Source organism: Salmonella enterica subsp. arizonae (assembly GCF_008692845.1).
GTDB lineage: Bacteria > Pseudomonadota > Gammaproteobacteria > Enterobacterales > Enterobacteriaceae > Salmonella > Salmonella arizonae.
In genome coordinates this window covers 78,793-97,017 of sequence record NZ_VXJW01000009.1, presented here as the reverse complement: position 1 = coordinate 97,017, position 18,225 = coordinate 78,793, and the positions used below count along the sequence as shown (strand labels likewise).

General features: G+C 50.7%; 13 protein-coding genes and 4 pseudogenes. 6 read left to right on the top strand and 11 right to left on the bottom strand.

Annotation, left to right across the window (positions count from 1 at the left end):
* Positions 1-63: 63 nt before the first annotated feature.
* Entirely contained in the window at positions 64-1,173 is a 1,110-nt protein-coding gene (locus F4V61_RS16665; protein ID WP_058345523.1) for a YcbX family protein, read from the top strand.
* Here F4V61_RS16665 and zapC read toward each other — a convergent pair.
* From zapC to F4V61_RS16645, 4 genes and pseudogenes are all read right to left on the bottom strand, one after another.
* Positions 1,170-1,712, bottom strand: coding sequence for a cell division protein ZapC (gene zapC / locus F4V61_RS16660; RefSeq protein ID WP_038396254.1), 543 nt, complete (start codon positions 1,710-1,712; stop codon positions 1,170-1,172). The two genes, F4V61_RS16665 and zapC, sit on opposite strands and share 4 nt — an antisense overlap.
* Before the next feature lie 175 nt (positions 1,713-1,887).
* Entirely contained in the window at positions 1,888-2,898 is a 1,011-nt protein-coding gene (pyrD, locus tag F4V61_RS16655; RefSeq protein WP_000291723.1) for a quinone-dependent dihydroorotate dehydrogenase, read from the bottom strand.
* 206 nt (positions 2,899-3,104) lie between these two features.
* On the bottom strand, positions 3,105-5,717 hold the full coding sequence (gene pepN, locus F4V61_RS16650; RefSeq protein ID WP_080160835.1) for an aminopeptidase N: 2,613 nt from the start codon (positions 5,715-5,717) through the stop codon (positions 3,105-3,107).
* A 381-nt stretch (positions 5,718-6,098) separates the two neighbouring features.
* Positions 6,099-6,328, bottom strand: a pseudogene (locus F4V61_RS16645) (DUF4113 domain-containing protein); the annotation flags it as partial.
* A gap of 75 nt (positions 6,329-6,403) precedes the next feature.
* On the opposite strand from F4V61_RS16645, the gene F4V61_RS16640 reads away from it, so the two are divergent.
* A complete protein-coding gene (locus F4V61_RS16640; RefSeq protein ID WP_012210303.1) occupies positions 6,404-6,877 on the top strand; it encodes a hypothetical protein in 474 nt (157 codons plus the stop codon).
* Positions 6,878-7,017: 140 nt separating this feature from the next.
* Here F4V61_RS16640 and F4V61_RS16635 read toward each other — a convergent pair.
* Together F4V61_RS16635 and F4V61_RS22480 are read right to left on the bottom strand one after the other, a co-directional pair.
* A pseudogene (locus tag F4V61_RS16635) lies at positions 7,018-7,596 on the bottom strand (tail fiber assembly protein).
* Positions 7,596-7,909, bottom strand: a pseudogene (locus F4V61_RS22480) (phage tail protein); the annotation flags it as partial. The pseudogenes F4V61_RS22480 and F4V61_RS16635, both read right to left, overlap by 1 nt.
* Before the next feature lie 172 nt (positions 7,910-8,081).
* On the opposite strand from F4V61_RS22480, the gene pncB reads away from it, so the two are divergent.
* The gene (gene pncB, locus F4V61_RS16625) at positions 8,082-9,284 is read left to right on the top strand and encodes a nicotinate phosphoribosyltransferase (RefSeq protein WP_012210305.1); all 1,203 of its coding nucleotides are present in this window, start codon (positions 8,082-8,084) and stop codon (positions 9,282-9,284) included.
* A gap of 168 nt (positions 9,285-9,452) precedes the next feature.
* Entirely contained in the window at positions 9,453-10,853 is a 1,401-nt protein-coding gene (asnS, locus tag F4V61_RS16620; protein WP_000117861.1) for an asparagine--tRNA ligase, read from the top strand.
* 49 nt (positions 10,854-10,902) lie between these two features.
* Here the strand turns inward: asnS and F4V61_RS16615 are convergent.
* Together F4V61_RS16615 and F4V61_RS22630 are read right to left on the bottom strand one after the other, a co-directional pair.
* A pseudogene (locus F4V61_RS16615) lies at positions 10,903-11,292 on the bottom strand (IS4 family transposase); the annotation flags it as partial.
* Entirely contained in the window at positions 11,271-11,399 is a 129-nt protein-coding gene (locus tag F4V61_RS22630) for a hypothetical protein (protein ID WP_012210306.1), read from the bottom strand. The gene F4V61_RS22630 and the pseudogene F4V61_RS16615, both read right to left, overlap by 22 nt.
* Positions 11,400-12,067: 668 nt before the next feature.
* Here F4V61_RS22630 and ompF point away from each other — a divergent pair.
* On the top strand, positions 12,068-13,159 hold the full coding sequence (gene ompF, locus F4V61_RS16610; protein ID WP_000977712.1) for a porin OmpF: 1,092 nt from the start codon (positions 12,068-12,070) through the stop codon (positions 13,157-13,159).
* A 184-nt stretch (positions 13,160-13,343) separates the two neighbouring features.
* Positions 13,344-14,534, top strand: coding sequence for an aspartate transaminase (gene aspC, locus F4V61_RS16605; RefSeq protein WP_000462661.1), 1,191 nt, complete (start codon positions 13,344-13,346; stop codon positions 14,532-14,534).
* A gap of 62 nt (positions 14,535-14,596) precedes the next feature.
* Here aspC and F4V61_RS16600 read toward each other — a convergent pair whose 3' ends face one another.
* The 3 genes from F4V61_RS16600 to ldtD all read right to left on the bottom strand — a co-directional run bounded on the left by F4V61_RS16600 (position 14,597) and on the right by ldtD (position 17,941).
* Complete coding sequence (locus tag F4V61_RS16600) at positions 14,597-15,244, bottom strand: MBL fold metallo-hydrolase (protein WP_038396267.1); 648 nt, start codon at positions 15,242-15,244, stop codon at positions 14,597-14,599.
* Between the two features lie 27 nt (positions 15,245-15,271).
* On the bottom strand, positions 15,272-15,820 hold the full coding sequence (locus F4V61_RS16595) for a YcbK family protein (protein ID WP_000357049.1): 549 nt from the start codon (positions 15,818-15,820) through the stop codon (positions 15,272-15,274).
* Positions 15,821-16,078: 258 nt separating this feature from the next.
* On the bottom strand, positions 16,079-17,941 hold the full coding sequence (gene ldtD, locus F4V61_RS16590; RefSeq protein ID WP_080160836.1) for a L,D-transpeptidase: 1,863 nt from the start codon (positions 17,939-17,941) through the stop codon (positions 16,079-16,081).
* Positions 17,942-18,225 lie beyond the last annotated feature (284 nt).

The window sequence follows — 18,225 nt, the reverse complement described above, 5'->3', positions numbered from 1 at the left end:
TATAGCTAATCTCACGCCCATGTCATAAAGTTGAAAGCTTATTTTCATTTGAGGGACTGTACGGTGGCGACGTTATCACGACTCTTTATTCATCCAGTCAAATCCATGCGCGGCATTGGTCTGACTCATGCGCTGGCAGATATCAGCGGTCTGGCTTTTGATCGCATCTTTATGATTACCGAGCCTGACGGTAAATTTATTACCGCCCGACAGTTTCCACAAATGGTACGTTTTACGCCCTCCCCTTTTCACGACGGCCTCCATTTGACCGCGCCAGATGGCAGTAACGCGCTGGTTCGCTTTACGGATTTTACCCCACAGGATGCGCCGACCGAGGTCTGGGGAAACCATTTTACCGCTCGCGTCGCCCCGACGGCGATTAATCAATGGCTAAGCGGCTTTTTCTCCCGCAATATCCAGTTGCGCTGGGTTGGGCCGCAGTTGACGCGCCGGGTTAAACGACATAACGCGGTGCCGTTGGGATTTGCCGATGGCTACCCGTATTTATTGACCAACGAAGCCTCGCTGCGCGATCTGCAACGCCGTTGTTCGGCTGGCGTACAAATGGAGCAGTTCCGCCCAAACTTAGTGATTTCCGGCGTAGCGGCCTGGGAGGAAGATAGCTGGAAAGTTCTTCGCATTGGCGATGTGATTTTTGACGTCGTGAAGCCCTGTAGCCGCTGTATTTTTACGACTATAAGCCCCGAAAAAGGTCAAAAACATCCCTCCGGCGAACCGCTGGCGACGCTGCAATCGTTTCGTACCGCCCAGGACAATGGCGATGTAGATTTTGGTCAGAACCTGATTGCCCGCAATAGCGGCGTCATTCGCGTCGGCGATGAGGTGGAGATTCTGGCGACGGCTCCGGCAAAAGCCTATGGCACCGCAGCGGTCGACGACAGTATTACGCCAGATAAACACCCGGACGTGAGCGTGACTATCGACTGGCAGGGACAAATCTTTCGCGGAAATAATCAACAGGTGCTGCTTGAACAGTTGGAGAATCAGGGTATTCGTATTCCGTATTCTTGCCGGGCGGGGATCTGTGGTTGCTGCCGGATACGTTTGCTGGAAGGCGAAGTAAGCCCGCTGAAAAAATCGGCCATTGGCGACGATGGTACGATTCTGAGCTGTAGTTGCGTGCCTAAGACTGCGCTACGACTGGAAAATTAAACCGCCTGTTCCAGGCTAAAACTGTGGCAGTAAGCCTGCGGTTTCAGCCTGTCGTTCATAATTTTAATCGCATCGCCAAGCTGCATGGTTCGGCCTGCTATCATCACGCCCGGCTGGGCCAGAAGACACAACGCGGCATTTTCTCCCGGCTCAACGACCAGCAAATTAACCTGCTCCGCCGTATCGCTTAACCAGACGCTTGCGGCATCGCCCGTTCCAGGGGTCCACATTTCGCCATGCGCCACAAAATGCCAGCTTTTTGGCATCTGCGGTTTGAGATAACGAATCGCCACCAGCGCATTCAACACCAGTTCCGCGCGTTGCTCTTTGGTTAATTCGAAATCCCGGCATTTTTCTTCAAAGGAAAAATAGAGCGCGGCATCATCCACACAAAAACCGGTCGGGCAAAACGCGTCTGGTGTGAGCATTTTGCGAGAGAAACGCGAGCGAAAAAGCATACCATTGGCGAGATCGAGCATCATACGATCATGCTCTTCATCATAATACCAGCGCCAGTTATCGTCAGGTTTAATTCGCATTGGCCTCTCTCCCGCTTTTAAGCAACTCGTAACAGCATTGTCCTTTTGCCGTTTCGTTTATTACCCCAATAATAAAAGCCTAAAATGTCTAAATAAGCAACAGTGGAGAAATATAAAACAACCAGCGCCGGAAATAAAGCCCTGGTTGTCTGATAAATCTGATAAAGGGTAAAGTTTAGATATGCGTTACGATTTCTTTAATCAATGGCGGGCCTTTAAAAATAAAGCCGGAATAAATTTGTACCAGCGTTGCCCCTGCCGCTATCTTCTCGCGCGCGGCGATAACTGAGTCAATGCCACCGACGCCAATAATAGGCAATTGTCCTTTTAGCTCCTGGGATAAACGGCGAATAATTTCTGTGCTTTTTAATTGTAATGGCCGGCCGCTTAATCCCCCCGTTTGTTGGCAATTTTTCATTCCTTGTACCAGAGAGCGATCGAGGGTCGTATTTGTCGCAATCACACCATCAATATTATGTCGAAGCAGACTATCAGCAACCTGGATCAATTCTTCTTCACAAAGATCCGGCGCGATCTTTACCGCCACAGGCACATATTTATGATGGATCGCCTGAAGATCGTTTTGCTTATTTTTAATGGCGGTCAACAGATCGTCCAGCGCATCGCCATACTGGAGCGTGCGTAGCCCTGGCGTATTCGGTGAAGAAATATTAATGGCGATATAACCCGCATAAGCATAGACTTTTTCCATACAAATCAGGTAGTCATCTTTGCCATTTTCGACAGGGGTATCTTTATTTTTACCGATATTAATTCCCAGAATACCATCAAAATGGGCCTTTTTAACATTCTCGACCAGGTTATCAACGCCCAGATTATTAAAGCCCATCCGATTGATTAAACCTTCAGCATCCACCAGACGGAAAAGACGGGGCTTATCGTTACCCGGTTGTGGACGCGGCGTTACGGTGCCGATTTCAAGGGAACCAAACCCCATCGCGCCTAAGGCATCGATGCACTCCCCATCTTTATCCAGACCGGCAGCCAGTCCCAGTGGATTTTTAAAAGTGAGTCCCATGCAGGTAACCGGCTTTGTCGGTACTTTCTGGCGCACCAGCGCTTCCAGCGGCGTACCGGTAATACGGCGTAATTGTTGAAATGTAAACTCATGAGCACGCTCTGGATCGAGCTGGAAAAGGGCTTTACGAACGAAGGGGTAGTACATGAACTCTCCTGGATTCCCGGTGTGCAAACCGGGGGCGTATTATGGGCGATAACAGTGCAAAAGGGAATTGACCTACGGCAATAAATAGCAATCGTTTTCCTTCGTCCCCACTCACGCTTCGCCAGGCCGCGTCGTCGTCAGGCAAAAAAATGCCCGGCAGCGTTAACGCTTACCGGGCATGTCTTACATTTTTATACCAGATATGTTCAGGCTAACGCTTTGGTTATCTTCTCGTACAGATCGCCGGAGAGATTCTCCAGTCCTTTTAGCTGCTCCAGCGCCGCGCGCATTTTCTCCTGACGCTTATCATCGTAACGTTTCAGACGAATCAGAGGTTCAATAAGGCGCGACGCTACCTGTGGGTTACGGCTATTCAGATCGGTCAGCATCTCGACCAGGAACTGGTATCCGCTACCGTCTTCCGCATGGAATGCCGCCGGGTTGCTGCCGGCAAACGCGCCAATTAATGAACGAATGCGGTTCGGGTTACTCATACTGAAAGAACGGTGTTTGAGCAGGCCACGTACTGTTTCCAGTACATTTTCCGCTGGGCTTGTGGATTGCAGGATAAACCATTTATCCATCACCAGGCCGTCCTGATGCCACTTATCGTCATATTCGCGCATCAGCGTATCGCGGCACGGCAACTGCGCCGCCACCGCAGCAGATAGGGCCGCCAGCGCATCGGTCATGTTATTGGCGTCGCGATACTGTTTGCTGACCAGCGTATTAGCAAGCTCCGTCTCGCCGAACGCCAGGAAGCGCAGACAGGCATTACGTAGCGTACGCTTGCCGATATCGCCGTGATCAATACGATATTCATCCAAATAATTGGCGTTATAGATAGCAAGAAACTCATCCGCCAGTTCGGCCGCCAGCGTACGTGTTAGCGCTTCACGAACTTGCGCAATGGCGATCGGATCAATGACATCAAATAGCTCCGCGATTTCATTGGCCGAAGGCAGCGTTAAAATTTCTGCGGCCAGCGCTGGATCGATTTTCTCATCCAACAGCACCGCGCGGAACGCATCAGCGACATGCACCGGAAGCGATAGCGGTTGTCCCTGCTGATGACGTGCTACATTCAGTTTAATGTAAGTGGCCAGCAGGCTTTGCGCCGCATCCCAACGGGAGAAATCGTTGCGCGCGTGGCGCATCAGGAACGTCAGTTGCTGATCGCTCCATTTATATTCCAGTTTCACCGGCGCTGAGAACTCACACAGCAAGGCCGGCACAGGTTGAAAGTAGATATTATCAAAGGTAAATGTTTGTTCTGCCTGCGTGACGTTCAGCACAGCACTGACCGGATGACCACCTTTTTGCAACGGGATGACATTGCCTTCATTATCGTACAGTTCAATGGCGAACGGAATATGCAGCGGCTGCTTTTCCGCCTGATCCGCCGTCGCTGGTGTACGCTGGCTGATGGTCAACGTGTACTGCTCGGTTTCCGGATTATAATCATCTTTTACCGTTACAATCGGCGTGCCGGACTGACTGTACCAGCGGCGAAAATGGGATAGATCGACATTAGAAGCATCTTCCATCGCCTGTACGAAATCATCACAAGTCGCTGCGCTGCCGTCATGGCGCTCAAAATAGAGCTGCATACCCTTCTGGAAATTTTCCTCACCCAGCAACGTGTGGATCATACGAATGACTTCCGCGCCCTTTTCGTAAACGGTGAGGGTATAGAAATTATTCATTTCGATAACTTTATCCGGGCGGATAGGATGCGCCATCGGGCTGGCGTCCTCCGCGAATTGTAAACCACGCATGGTACGCACGTTACTGATGCGGTTCACCGCGCGTGATCCCAAATCAGAGCTAAATTCCTGGTCGCGGAAGACGGTTAAGCCCTCTTTCAGACTCAACTGGAACCAGTCGCGGCAGGTGACGCGGTTGCCGGTCCAGTTGTGGAAATACTCATGACCTATCACGCGCTCAATATCGAGATAATCTTTATCCGTCGCGGTATCGGTTCGCGCCAGCACGTATTTGGAGTTAAAGATATTGAGACCTTTATTCTCCATCGCGCCCATATTAAAGAAATCCACCGCGACAATCATATAGATGTCGAGGTCATATTCGAGCCCAAAACGCGTTTCATCCCATTTCATAGAATTTTTCAGCGAGGTCATTGCCCACGGCGCGCGATCCAGATTGCCGCGGTCAACGTACAGTTCTAACGCGACTTCACGCCCGGAGCGGGTGGTAAAGGTATCGCGCAGTACGTCAAAATCACCGGCCACCAGCGCAAACAGGTAACATGGTTTCGGGAATGGATCTTGCCACTGTACCCAGTGACGCCCATTCTCAAGTTCGCCCTGCGCAACACGGTTGCCATTGGAGAGCAGAAACGGATATTTGGTTTTATCGGCAATAATTTTGGTGGTAAATCGCGCCAGGACATCCGGGCGGTCAAGATACCAGGTGATATGGCGGAAACCTTCAGCTTCACACTGCGTGCAGAGCGCATCGCCGGACTGATACAACCCTTCCAGCGCCGTATTCGCCGCCGGGCTTATCTCATTGACAATGCGCAATGTAAAACGCTCTGGCAGGTCGCTGATGATAAGCGCGCCCTCTTCTTCTTTATATGCTGTCCACGGCGCATCGTTGACGTGGAGAGATACCAGCATTAAATCTTCCCCGTCAAGGCGAAGAGGCGCATCAGGCGCGCCATGACGAACAGCCTGGCTTATTGCGGTGACCACGGTTTTTTCGGCATCAAGGTCAAAGGTCAAGTCAATATCGGTAATCTGGTAATCCGGCGCGCGATAGTCATGTCGGTATTTGGCTTGTGGCTGTTGTGTCATAAAAACCCTTTCGCATCTTTTGTAGAGTGTCGACTCCAGTCTATTCCTGTTGCGTAAATCGCGCTACGCAGAATGTTCATCTTTTCAGACACAAACAGCCTCTTTGCTACATTTTTATGACATGAACTCATAATTTTTAATATCGAACAAATGATCGTCCAGGAGCGCATAAAACAAAGGATAAGCGATATCCTATTTCAGATTAAGCACCTTGATTCGTCGCCCTGAGCAAGTAGAATCCGCCGCGACTGGCCACTATTCAATGCTCGCACGATTGAACGATCGCCGATTTGCCGCAGCCCGTTCTTACATACAACGTGGCTGCGGTAACACGTGCTGACGGAAATGTGAAACATCAGGGTGCAGATTTAATTAAACCTGTCACTTAACCTGAAGCAGGTCTTCATAGCGGGTAGTATACGGGACGACCGCATATCTCTCTTCATAGCCAACTGTTGCTGGATACCCTCCCCCAGCGAAATCAAAATCCCCCTGCCTTCCTTTGCATTCAGGTGATCCAGTACTTCCATCAGCTTCTCGCTACCGGCGCGCGGCGCGTTATCATCGAAAAGGTTGAGCTGCACCACGCCTTGGCTGAAGAAGCCCCCCAGCGGGTCTTCCCCGATCATGGTGGCTATCTTATTCTGCTACCTGTTAAAGATTCATCTTTTTACCTTATTCACAACATGTTTGTAGGGACTATCGTGGTTGCCCAGATACATTTGTTGAGTGAGGTTACAATGCCTTTTTATGTAGGCTCCAACTGTTTTCCTGCTTGCATAAGCAAGAAAAAAATTTCTGATATACTCAATTCGGATACTCTCCCTAAGATGAGTTTATGGGATAAGTTTAAAGAGTTTTTCTTTTCCACTCATCAGGCTGAAGCACAGAATTGCCTTTACCGGATCTGCCATCCATCTCCTGGAACGACGCCAGATGATGTGAGGAGACTGTTTGAACGTCTTAAGGAATTAGCCTACCCGGGCTATGCGGACAATATTCAGTGTTATCGGTATGGAGGGAAGAGTTTCTGTATCATGGACAACAATGGCGATGAACTTCTGTCGGCAAGTTTTGGAGATGATTATACTGTTACAACAGGAACCAGGGGGGCATTTTTTGCTGACGGTACTACACGCAGCTATTCTTTACATCCTTAGTTTCCTTTTCAGTGAGGGGGACTGTAAATAACTGGCGAAAAATCCATATTCAGCCTGCCGTAATGAAACATCACTGCCACTTTGAACCGCTCCCTGTTTCGGTATCCAACAATTAAGCGGAGTGCAAGACGAGGTCACTTTTAATAAAATACGGTGGCCAGCATTACCACAGTAACGACTACTGGCTGTTCAGGCCAGTCAGGATTTGACGTATCCACTGGATTTGCCCCTACATATCCAGACGCGCTTTCTTATCATCTGTTGCTATTCCAGGAGCAACAGCATCCTGAAGCGGCGCAATTTTACCTGAGGCCATTTGCAAAAGGCAGCTTTTGGTCTCTTCAGACTCACAAAGCCGGGCCGCAGCTTCCGCAGACTCATCCTTCATCCATACCATTTCTGGTATTCACCATCTGGTGAAACTGATGTGACATTTTCGGGCAACGGGCCGGGTTCGGTGATGTAAACCTGATTACCGGTTGTTGTGTCGTAAACCGTCTCGCCGCGATAGTCTTCTTGCAGAATCCACACCTTGGTTTCAGCATCGAATACAGCAATATGACTGGCTGGAATGTCAGGGGCGCAATATCCGTACAAATTGCCGGTAATCCGGTGTGCGGAGGAATATACGTATCTCCAGCACCAATAAACTCATTTGTATCTGAGCGCAGATTATAAATCTTAATTGTCTGTGCGTTATCGCTCATTTTAAACGTCATTATGCCAGCCTCGCTATGTAGCTAAATGCAATGTTTTTAACTGTGGTTTCTGCATTACCATCTGCATCAACTGTAACGACGTATCCGTGTGGACTATATACACGGTATGACCATGAGGACTAATCCAGGTTGTATGGGCGTGGTCACCATTCCAGCTTGTTAACTGGTCATTTCCGTTACGCTGAACGAGAATTTTTCCGCCGATTGAGTCACTACTGTATGCCTCGCCAGCCGAATGGTTATGACCTCCTGTTGTATTGGAACTCTTCGTGCCGTAATCAAATGACGAGGTGTTCTTCGTTCTGAGGTCGGTATGGGTGATACTGCTACATTTTTATAACATGAGGCACGAAATGCGCTCGACCCTAAAGACAGCTTATGGTGTGATCGGGGTTCAATAAATCGCTAAACAAGGTATACTCCAGCGGTTTTCTTAGTTGTTTATTGTACTAAACGCTCCCGTGAGAGGACGCTACAGCGCACCTATGACACAATTCGCTTCTCCTGTTCTGCACTCGTTGCTGGATACAGATGCTTATAAGTTGCATATGCAGCAAGCCGTTTTTCACCACTACTATGATGTGCAGGTAGCGGCTGAGTTTCGTTGCCGTGGCGACGACCTGCTGGGTATTTATGCCGATGCTATTCGCGAGCAGGTGGACGCGATGCAGCACTTGCGCCTCCAGGAGGACGAGTTCCAGTGGCTCTCCGGCCTGCCCTTTTTTAAAACGGATTATCTGGACTGGTTACGCGAGTTTCGCTATGACCCGGCGCAGGTCTGCGTCACCAATGATAATGGCAAGCTCAATATTCGCTTAACCGGCCCGTGGCGTGAAGTCATTATGTGGGAAGTGCCGCTGCTGGCTGTAATCAGTGAACTGGTTCATCACTACCGCTCGCCAAAAGCGGGCGTGGATCAGGCGCTCGATGCGCTGGAAAGTAAGCTGGTTGACTTCACTGCGTTAACCGCCGATCTCGATATGTCCCGCTTCCACCTGATGGACTTCGGCACCCGTCGCCGTTTCTCCCGTGAAGTGCAGCAGACTATTGTTAAACGTCTCCAGCAGGAACCATGGTTTGTCGGCACCAGCAACTATGATCTCGCGCGTCGCCTGGCACTGATGCCGATGGGCACTCAGGCGCACGAATGGTTCCAGGCGCATCAACAAATCAGTCCGGATCTGGCGACCAGTCAACGTGCCGCATTGGCCGCCTGGCTCAACGAATATCCGGATCAGCTCGGTATCGCATTGACAGATTGCATCACGATGGACGCGTTTTTACGCGATTTCGGCGTTGAATTCGCCAGCCATTATCAGGGATTACGCCACGACTCAGGAGATCCTGTCGAATGGGGCGAAAAGGCAATAGCCCATTATGAAAAGCTGGGGATTGATCCGATGACAAAAACTCTGGTCTTTTCAGATAACCTTGATCTGCAAAAGGCAGTCGAACTTTATCGCCATTTCGCGTCTCGCGTGCAGTTAAGTTTCGGCATCGGTACCCGCCTGACCTGCGATATCCCCCAGGTAAAACCGCTCAATATCGTTATTAAGCTCGTGGAATGTAACGGGAAACCGGTTGCTAAACTTTCCGACAGTCCCGGTAAAACGATCTGCCATGACAAAGCGTTTGTGCGCGCGCTGCGTAAAGCTTTTGATCTCCCCCAGGTCCGCAAAGCCAGTTAACTCTACCCAGGGAGCCAGCCAGGGCTCCTTTTTCAGGTTTATTTCCGAAATCTTTCACTCAAGCTGCGATTTCTGCTTGTCTGATTGCAGATGCCAGGTAACATAGGAATCCCCCCATTTCGGGTGGACAAGTGTTTATTTTTTCCGACTATTAACAGAGAGAATATTATGAGCGTTGTGCCTGTAGCCGACGTACTCCAGGGCCGCGTAGCCGTTGACCAAGAAGTCACCGTGCGCGGATGGGTGCGTACCCGCCGAGATTCAAAAGCTGGCATCTCCTTCCTCGCCGTTTATGACGGCTCCTGCTTTGATCCTGTACAGGCTGTAATTAATAATTCTCTGCCCAATTATAATGAAGAAGTATTACACCTGACGGCAGGCTGCTCCGTTGTAGTAACGGGTAAGGTTGTCGCGTCGCCGGGACAGGGACAAAGTTTCGAAATCCAGGCCACGAAAGTAGAGGTCGCAGGCTGGGTGGAAGATCCAGATACCTACCCGATGGCGGCAAAACGCCATAGCATTGAGTATCTGCGTGAAGTCGCGCATCTGCGCCCGCGCACCAACCTGATTGGCGCAGTAGCGCGCGTACGCCATACTCTGGCGCAGGCGCTGCATCGCTTCTTCGATGAGCAGGGCTTCTTTTGGGTTTCTACTCCGCTGATTACCGCTTCCGATACCGAAGGCGCTGGCGAAATGTTCCGCGTCTCAACGTTGGATCTGGAAAACTTGCCGCGTAATGACCAGGGCAAAGTAGATTTTGACAAAGACTTTTTTGGCAAAGAGTCATTCCTGACCGTCTCCGGCCAGCTAAACGGTGAAACGTATGCCTGCGCGCTGTCAAAAATCTATACCTTTGGGCCGACCTTCCGCGCGGAAAACTCTAACACCAGCCGCCACCTTGCGGAGTTCTGGATGCTGGAGCCGGAAGTCGCATTTGCCGATCTGGAAGATAATGCCCGTCTGGCGGAAGCCATGCTGAAATATGTTTTTAAAGCGGTTCTGGAAGAACGTGCGGATGACATGAAGTTCTTTGCCGAACGCGTGGATAAAGACGCTATCGCGCGTCTGGAGCGTTTTGTCTCTACCGACTTCGCTCAGGTGGATTACACCGATGCGGTCGCTATTCTGGCAAGGTGTGGTAAGAAATTCGAAAACCCGGTGTTCTGGGGCGTCGATCTCTCTTCCGAGCACGAACGCTATCTGGCGGAAGAACATTTCAAAGCGCCGGTGGTGGTGAAAAACTATCCGAAAGAGATTAAAGCGTTTTACATGCGCCTTAACGGAGACGGCAAAACCGTGGCGGCAATGGATGTGCTGGCACCGGGAATCGGCGAAATCATCGGCGGTTCCCAGCGTGAAGAGCGTCTGGATGTGCTGGATGCCCGTATGGCGGAAATGGGACTGAATAAAGAGGATTACTGGTGGTATCGCGACTTACGTCGCTACGGTACTGTACCGCACTCCGGCTTTGGCCTGGGCTTTGAGCGCCTTATCGCTTACGTCACCGGCGTGCAAAACGTGCGCGACGTTATTCCATTCCCACGGACCCCACGTAACGCCAGCTTCTAATTTCTACGTAACAAACACTAAAGGCCAGCTATGCTGTAATGCCAGTCAGTTAAGCAACTGACTGGCCCTTTTTCGGGGCTGTGGGGTATCTCCAAGGCCTCTCCTTCGCCACTCTCGGGAAGGCCCTTTCCCTTCTTGTCGGTAATTTTACTAGCTGCCCCATACTTTCAAGAGCACGCATCAGCTCCGGGATCCGCCCCGGTGAAGCGCCCTGAAGGGTCATCAGCATTCTCATAACCATTCCGCATGATTCTGAGAAGCTCAGATGGTTCGGCCAGTACCCTTTCAGATGTCCTGCCATTTTAATCATCTGATATCTCATCAGATTATAAGCCAGTAACACGCCCCACAGCCCCTGCTCCACAAGCTCCGGTTTTTTACTTCTCAGCGTCAGTCTGCTCTGCTGCATCGTCTGTTTCATCTCCCTGTATCCCAGTTCAGGCAGCGGGAAATCAGTTCCGGGTCCAGATAATCTCTCAGAGAAGTGAGCGGGTTACGCAGAGAATCGTAACGGGATACCAGATCAAGAGCCTGTCCAGTGTGCATAAAAAAATCCGGAAACGGGTGAGCATTTCCGGATTCTTAGACAGCCACTGGATCGGTCAACCGATCCTTAACTGAGCGGCATTACAGCTATGTTGGCCTTTTTGCTGACTAAATGTCAGCTTTATTCTCAATAGGTAAACAAATTTAATTACAACCCTATGAATTACAACATATTGTTACTTTACATTTCAATAAAACATTTATACACAAAAATTAACCCTTAATTTTATTGCGGATTAGGTTTTTCTGCTCTAATAGCACAATTTTCCACCACCATTTCAGACATCAGGACATCCAAATGGCTATTTTTATAAAATGGCCCACCCTGCTGCTTTTTTAGGCACAATAGTGCCCTGCCATAATAAAAACAATAAAATCAAATAACTAAAAGCAAAAAGAACAAATAAAAACGAAAACTCAGGCGAAGTTTGATGTGGTTCACAAAGCCCCGTGAAATAATATTTATTTACATATTTTTTCTTTTTGAAACTAAATTTTTATATTTGTAGCACTTTCACGGTAGCGAAACGTTAGTTTGAATGGAAAGATGCCTGTCAGACACATAAAGACACCAAACTCTCATCAATATTTCTGTAAAGTTTTGTTTACGTATTTTATTGGCGGCAGTGGCGGGTGTCATATAAAAAAACCAATGAGGGTAATAAATAATGATGAAGCGCAAAATCCTGGCAGCGGTGATCCCTGCCCTGCTGGCTGCTGCAACCGCAAACGCAGCAGAAATCTATAATAAAGATGGTAATAAACTGGATCTGTACGGTAAGGCTGTGGGTCGTCATGTATGGACAACGACCGGCGATAGCAAAAATGCCGACCAGACTTATGCCCAGATTGGTTTTAAAGGGGAAACGCAGATTAATACCGATCTGACCGGTTTCGGTCAGTGGGAATACCGTACCAAAGCAGACCGCGCTGAAGGCGAACAGCAGAACTCGAATCTGGTCCGTCTGGCCTTCGCGGGTCTGAAATACGCGGAAGTGGGTTCAATCGATTATGGCCGTAACTACGGTATCGTTTACGATGTTGAATCCTATACCGATATGGCGCCCTACTTCTCCGGCGAAACCTGGGGCGGCGCCTATACCGATAACTACATGACCAGCCGTGCCGGCGGTTTGTTGACCTACCGTAACTCTGACTTTTTCGGTCTGGTGGATGGTCTCTCCTTCGGTATCCAGTATCAGGGTAAAAATCAGGACAACCACAGCATCAACTCTCAGAATGGCGATGGCGTAGGTTACACCATGGCATATGAGTTCGACGGTTTTGGCGTCACCGCAGCATATAGCAACAGCAAGCGTACTAACGATCAGCAGGATCGCGATGGTAATGGCGATCGCGCAGAATCGTGGGCCGTTGGCGCAAAATATGATGCGAACAACGTTTACCTGGCTGCCGTATATGCCGAAACCCGCAATATGAGCATTGTTGAAAATACGGTTACCGATACCGTTGAAATGGCAAATAAAACGCAGAACCTTGAAGTGGTCGCTCAGTACCAGTTTGACTTCGGCCTGCGTCCGGCAATCTCATATGTGCAGAGTAAAGGTAAGCAGTTGAACGGCGCTGACAGCACGGCCGACCTGGCGAAATATATTCAGGCGGGCGCGACTTACTACTTCAACAAAAACATGAACGTATGGGTTGACTACCGCTTCAACCTGCTGGACAAAAACGACTACAGCTCCAGCTACGTTGGCACCGACGATCAGGCGGCTGTTGGTATTACTTATCAGTTCTGACCAGCAGACCCCTTTGTTTTATGCCCCAAAAACAGGACTTCGGTCCTGTTTTTTTATGTCTCTTAGAGAAAATGTGCGTCTTTCAAAAACAGGTGGGCTTTTTAGCGCTAACGGTTGGCATTTTGTAAATCTGCCGTTAACCTGATAGCGGATTTCCCTTCTGTAACTACAATGGAACCTCGTCATGTTTGAGAACATAACCGCCGCTCCTGCCGACCCGATTTTGGGCCTGGCCGATCTGTTTCGCGCCGATGACCGTCCAGGGAAAATTAACCTTGGCATTGGCGTATATAAGGATGAAACCGGCAAAACGCCGGTGCTCACCAGCGTGAAAAAAGCCGAGCAGTATTTACTGGAAAATGAAACGACGAAAAACTATCTCGGCATTGACGGGATTCCAGAATTTGCTCGCTGCACCCAGGAACTGTTGTTCGGCAAAGGCAGCGCGCTGATTAACGACAAGCGCGCACGCACGGCGCAAACGCCGGGCGGTACCGGCGCGCTACGCGTTGCCGCCGACTTCCTGGCAAAAAATACTCCGGTAAAACGTGTGTGGGTGAGCAACCCCAGTTGGCCGAACCACAAGAGTGTCTTTAACTCTGCCGGTCTGGAAGTGCGTGAATACAACTATTACGATGCGGCCAACCATTCCTTAGACTTTGATGCGCTGCTGGCAAGTCTCAGCGAAGCCCATGCTGGCGATGTGGTGCTGTTCCACGGCTGCTGCCATAACCCAACCGGTATTGATCCTACTCTGGAACAGTGGCAAACGTTGGCTCAGCTTTCCGTTGAAAAAGGCTGGCTGCCGCTATTTGATTTCGCTTACCAGGGGTTTGCCCGCGGTCTGGAAGAAGATGCGGAAGGTCTGCGTGCCTTTGTCGCGCTGCATAAGGAGCTGATTGTCGCCAGCTCCTACTCAAAAAACTTCGGTTTATATAATGAACGCGTCGGCGCCTGCACTCTCGTTGCCGCCGATGCAGAGACCGTGGATTGCGCCTTTAGCCAGATGAAATCAGCTATTCGCGCTAACTATTCCAATCCGCCGGCTCACGGTGCGTCCATCGTCGCGACTATCCTGAGTAATGACGCCCTGCGCGCCATCTGGGAGCAAGAACTGACGGATATGCGCCAGCGTATTCAACGTATGCGTCAACTGTTCGTGAATACCCTGCAGGAGAAAGGCGCAAACCGCGACTTCAGCTTTATTATCAAGCAGAACGGGATGTTCTCATTCAGCGGTCTGACCAAAGAGCAGGTGCTGCGTCTGCGTGAAGAGTTTGGCGTTTATGCCGTGGCTTCTGGTCGCGTAAACGTGGCAGGGATGACGCCGGATAATATGGCGCCGCTGTGTGAAGCCATCGTCGCGGTACTGTAAAAACCTGTCGGCTGGCGTGTCCGACAAAAAAGCCTGCAATTTGCAGGCTTTTTTCATTCGGCTTACCAGACCGGCACCTCATCCTGCAGGAAGGGATTATGCAGACGCTCGTAACCGAGCGTGGAGAGCGGGCCGTGACCAGGAATAAAGGTCACATCATCGCCAAGCGGCAATAGTTTACGCTTAATGACGTCAATCAACTGATTGTGATCGCCGCGAGGAAAATCGCTACGCCCGACGCCGCCTTTGAAAATCACATCTCCGGAGATCAGCAGTTGCGACTGTTCATCAAAAAAAACCACGTGCCCTGGCGTGTGTCCCGGACAATGTAACACCTGTAAAGTCACATTCCCTACGCTGATGCGATCGCCTTCGCTCAGCCAACGGTCAGGCGTCAGCGGCTGGCACTCATCCAGACCAAACATGCGGCTTTGCGCCGGCAGTCCTTGCAGCCAGAACTCATCTTCTTTTTCCGGACCGATAACAGGAACGCCGTAATGCTGCGCCAGTTCACTCGCCGCGCCGACATGGTCGAGATGCCCATGCGTGAGTAAAATCTGCATCAACGTCACGCCGCTGGCGTCCACTTCCTGTTTAATTTTTTCAGCGTCGCCGCCCGGATCGACCAACGCCGCCAGCCGGGTTTGTTCGCACCAGATTAATGAACAGTTCTGGGAGAACGCGGTGACCGGAATAATACGATAGTTCATACTGCTCCTTTGAATAAGCCTCGCTGATTACCAGTGCCGCGCTGGCCCGGTATCAATATGCACAAAGTTACTACGTGGGTAATATCCTACACCACCTGCGCCCATAGATAACGCCGCTTTGTGAATATTACTCAGCGCCACGCCTTCAATATGAAAATCCATCGCTTGCCCTTTCGTATGGTAGCTTTTTTTCGCTACGCCACTGCTACGGGCGCGTAATTCATTATTGGTATCAAGAGAGCGGTAGCCTGAGATGAGCTGCACAGGTTTACGAGTCCCTAGCAGCCCCTGAAGTCGGTAGAGTTGGTCGAACAACCGGGGATCGATTGATCGGACTTTATTCGCGCGATAGTCACGGAAAAAATGGTTTAACTTTGCTAATTCATCCTGAATATAGGCTCTTCCATCAAAAAACTCCGCCTTGATTGACTCTCCGGTATGGAGGTTGTTTAACGTCAAAATACGCGGGCGTGGGGTCGAGAGTGTGGCAAACGCTGGCGCGGGCAGGATGGCGGCGCCAAGAGCGACACCACCAAGCGCCAGCAGCTTGCGGCGATTAGCGTCAAATTTGTCCATGATAATCAGGTCTACAGGTCAATGTTATCGTTAATACACTTCTACCTTTAAGCAGGTATAATACCGACAGACACAGGCTTCTGAACGGCCCGGTCGGCTCAAAGGTTGTTGTATATGCACTTCTGGCGCACGAAAGGCACCTTAACTGGCGATAAAGCCCGCGTCAAGATTGCCCTCCCCCAGCAACGACGGGGTCGCAGCGAAACGCCCCCGTTGAAGCTAAACATTAGGACAACATATTTACCAGAACTTCTTCATTTACCTGATTAATTGTTCAACCTTTGGCACAATTTGTGCGCTGGATCGCGCCGTGAGATCGTAATTGTAAATATCTGTACGATACTGCATACGACCATCTGCGCCGACAAATGCGGTAAGATAGTAAAGATTTACTGGAATGTTCTGCCGGATATTCACATACCGCGTGTCACCTTGCTTCAGGGCGCCGGAGATCCGCGCATCGTTCCAGCCTGCATCTTGCAAGAGCATATTCGCCAGTTCCGAGGCCTTATTGACCCGCACGCAACCGGAACTTAACGCCCTGGCGTCACGCTGAAAGAGATTATGATTGGGCGTATCGTGCAGATATATCGCATCTGAACTCGGCATATTAAATTTATAACGCCCCAGCGAATTTCGCGCGCCCGGCACCTGCTGGAAGCGGAACGGAAGGTTCGATGGCGTAATTGTGGCCCAGTCAACCTGCCACGGATCGATCGCTTCTTTGCTGTTCCAGCCGCGCATCACGGTATAACCATGGCGCTCCAGGTAGCCAGGGTCATTCCATACCTTCGGCAAAATGTCTTTACGCGCAAGCGTGGGCGGAACGTTCCACGGCGGATTCACCACCACATTATTCAGCGCGCTGCTCATCATCGGTGTTTTACGGTCAGGACGCCCGACGATTACCCTCGAAGCCAGTACCTGATTGCCATTCTGATAGTAGACCAGCGAATAAGCGGGAATGTTCACCATAATACCGGTAGATAATTCCGCCGGCAGCAAGCGTAAACGTTGGATATTCAGCGCCAGTACGCCTGCGCGTTGCGCGGGGGTCATATTGAGCCAGTTACGCGTTGCCGGGCCAATTACGCCGTCCTCCCCCAGACCTTGCCATGCCTGAAATCGTTTTACCGCCTCGACCAGTTCACGATCGTAGGCGGCGCGTACCGCCGGAGCCGGCTTGCTACGACGGGCCGTTTGTTCGGCGATCGGCTGCGCCACCAGTGTTTCGACCTCCACGGCGGAGGGGCTGACGACGGCGCTATCAGAGGTGTCATCGCCGGGTAAGGCAATCTTTGGACCGCCGTCCAGCATCCCCGTACGCTGTAATATTTCGCGCAGCGCAGGCACATCGTTACTCCATTGTCCCGGTCGCAGCGTCGCGGTATTGGTCAACTGCGGCCACGGATGAGAATCCGCCACCAGCTTCAGCAACGCTTCATGCATAGGCGCATACTGCGGATGCTGCGGCGCCAGACTGGCGACAAATGTCGGTAACTGCCCTTCCTCCAGCGCTATTTGCCACTGGTTAATCACCGAAACTGGCGGCGTCGCTAATACGTAGGGTTTGTTACTGTATAACCAGCGGTTACCTTTGACGGGGATATTCGCAATGAAATGGAGATAGCCCATCATGGCATCTGACAACACGACATCGCGCGCCATACCGTTTACGGCAGGGTCGGTCAACAAAGCCACCCAGGCGGTAAACTGCGGCTGGAATCCGGCGATCGCCACCTCCGCTAACTGCTGCTGGAAGGCTTTCACCGCATCGCGATTATCCCACATAGGCTTCATGTCGTGCGCAGCATAAAGCAATGTCAGTTGGCTCATATAGACCGGCGTATAGCCGGAAGGGAGCTGCGACCGTATATCAGCCCGGACTTTCTCGGCTGAAACACCCTCCTGCAGCGGCTGAATCCCAGCCAGAATCGCCGTCGCGGCTGACTGCTTCTGCGGTTGCGCTAACGCGCCCGCCTGGCCAATCGCGGCAGCGGAGCTATCGCCAGGTATCATTGCAGGCTCATCGGCCTGCGCATTGAACAGTGGAGCGAATGTTACGGCCAGGCATAAACTGATTGCCGACAGACGACGACCACACATCTTGTTAAGCAACATCCCTTGCCCCCTGTTTTTGTTATCATACTCCGCATGAGCGTGCTGCCCGCGCCGCGGGTCAACCTCAACCAATGCTGCTATTTAGTATGACGAGTCAGCCTGCTCACTCGTCAGGCTTAACTCCAGTATATAAAGTTCGATACGCTTTTGCCTAACCTAATGTAAAGATGTTTAAAGAAAATGCACTGCCCGGAGAGGATTTTCGGATAAAGAAAAAGGCGGCTTTCGCCGCCCATGCCTGATGATAAAGCAGAATTTATTTTGCCGGATGGCGGCGTAAATGC

What these genes read in the sequence shown, in the direction of transcription:
- zapC (WP_038396254.1), bottom strand. Translation starts at nt 1,712, where the DNA reads ATGCGAATTAAACCTGACGATAACTGGCGCTGGTATTATGATGAAGAG.
- pyrD (WP_000291723.1), bottom strand. Translation starts at nt 2,898, where the DNA reads ATGTACTACCCCTTCGTTCGTAAAGCCCTTTTCCAGCTCGATCCAGAG.
- pepN (WP_080160835.1), bottom strand. Translation starts at nt 5,717, where the DNA reads ATGACACAACAGCCACAAGCCAAATACCGACATGACTATCGCGCGCCG.
- F4V61_RS16640 (WP_012210303.1), top strand. Translation starts at nt 6,404, where the DNA reads ATGTTTGTAGGGACTATCGTGGTTGCCCAGATACATTTGTTGAGTGAG.
- pncB (WP_012210305.1), top strand. Translation starts at nt 8,082, where the DNA reads ATGACACAATTCGCTTCTCCTGTTCTGCACTCGTTGCTGGATACAGAT.
- asnS (WP_000117861.1), top strand. Translation starts at nt 9,453, where the DNA reads ATGAGCGTTGTGCCTGTAGCCGACGTACTCCAGGGCCGCGTAGCCGTT.
- F4V61_RS22630 (WP_012210306.1), bottom strand. Translation starts at nt 11,399, where the DNA reads ATGCACACTGGACAGGCTCTTGATCTGGTATCCCGTTACGATTCTCTG.
- ompF (WP_000977712.1), top strand. Translation starts at nt 12,068, where the DNA reads ATGATGAAGCGCAAAATCCTGGCAGCGGTGATCCCTGCCCTGCTGGCT.
- aspC (WP_000462661.1), top strand. Translation starts at nt 13,344, where the DNA reads ATGTTTGAGAACATAACCGCCGCTCCTGCCGACCCGATTTTGGGCCTG.
- F4V61_RS16600 (WP_038396267.1), bottom strand. Translation starts at nt 15,244, where the DNA reads ATGAACTATCGTATTATTCCGGTCACCGCGTTCTCCCAGAACTGTTCA.
- F4V61_RS16595 (WP_000357049.1), bottom strand. Translation starts at nt 15,820, where the DNA reads ATGGACAAATTTGACGCTAATCGCCGCAAGCTGCTGGCGCTTGGTGGT.
- ldtD (WP_080160836.1), bottom strand. Translation starts at nt 17,941, where the DNA reads ATGTTGCTTAACAAGATGTGTGGTCGTCGTCTGTCGGCAATCAGTTTA.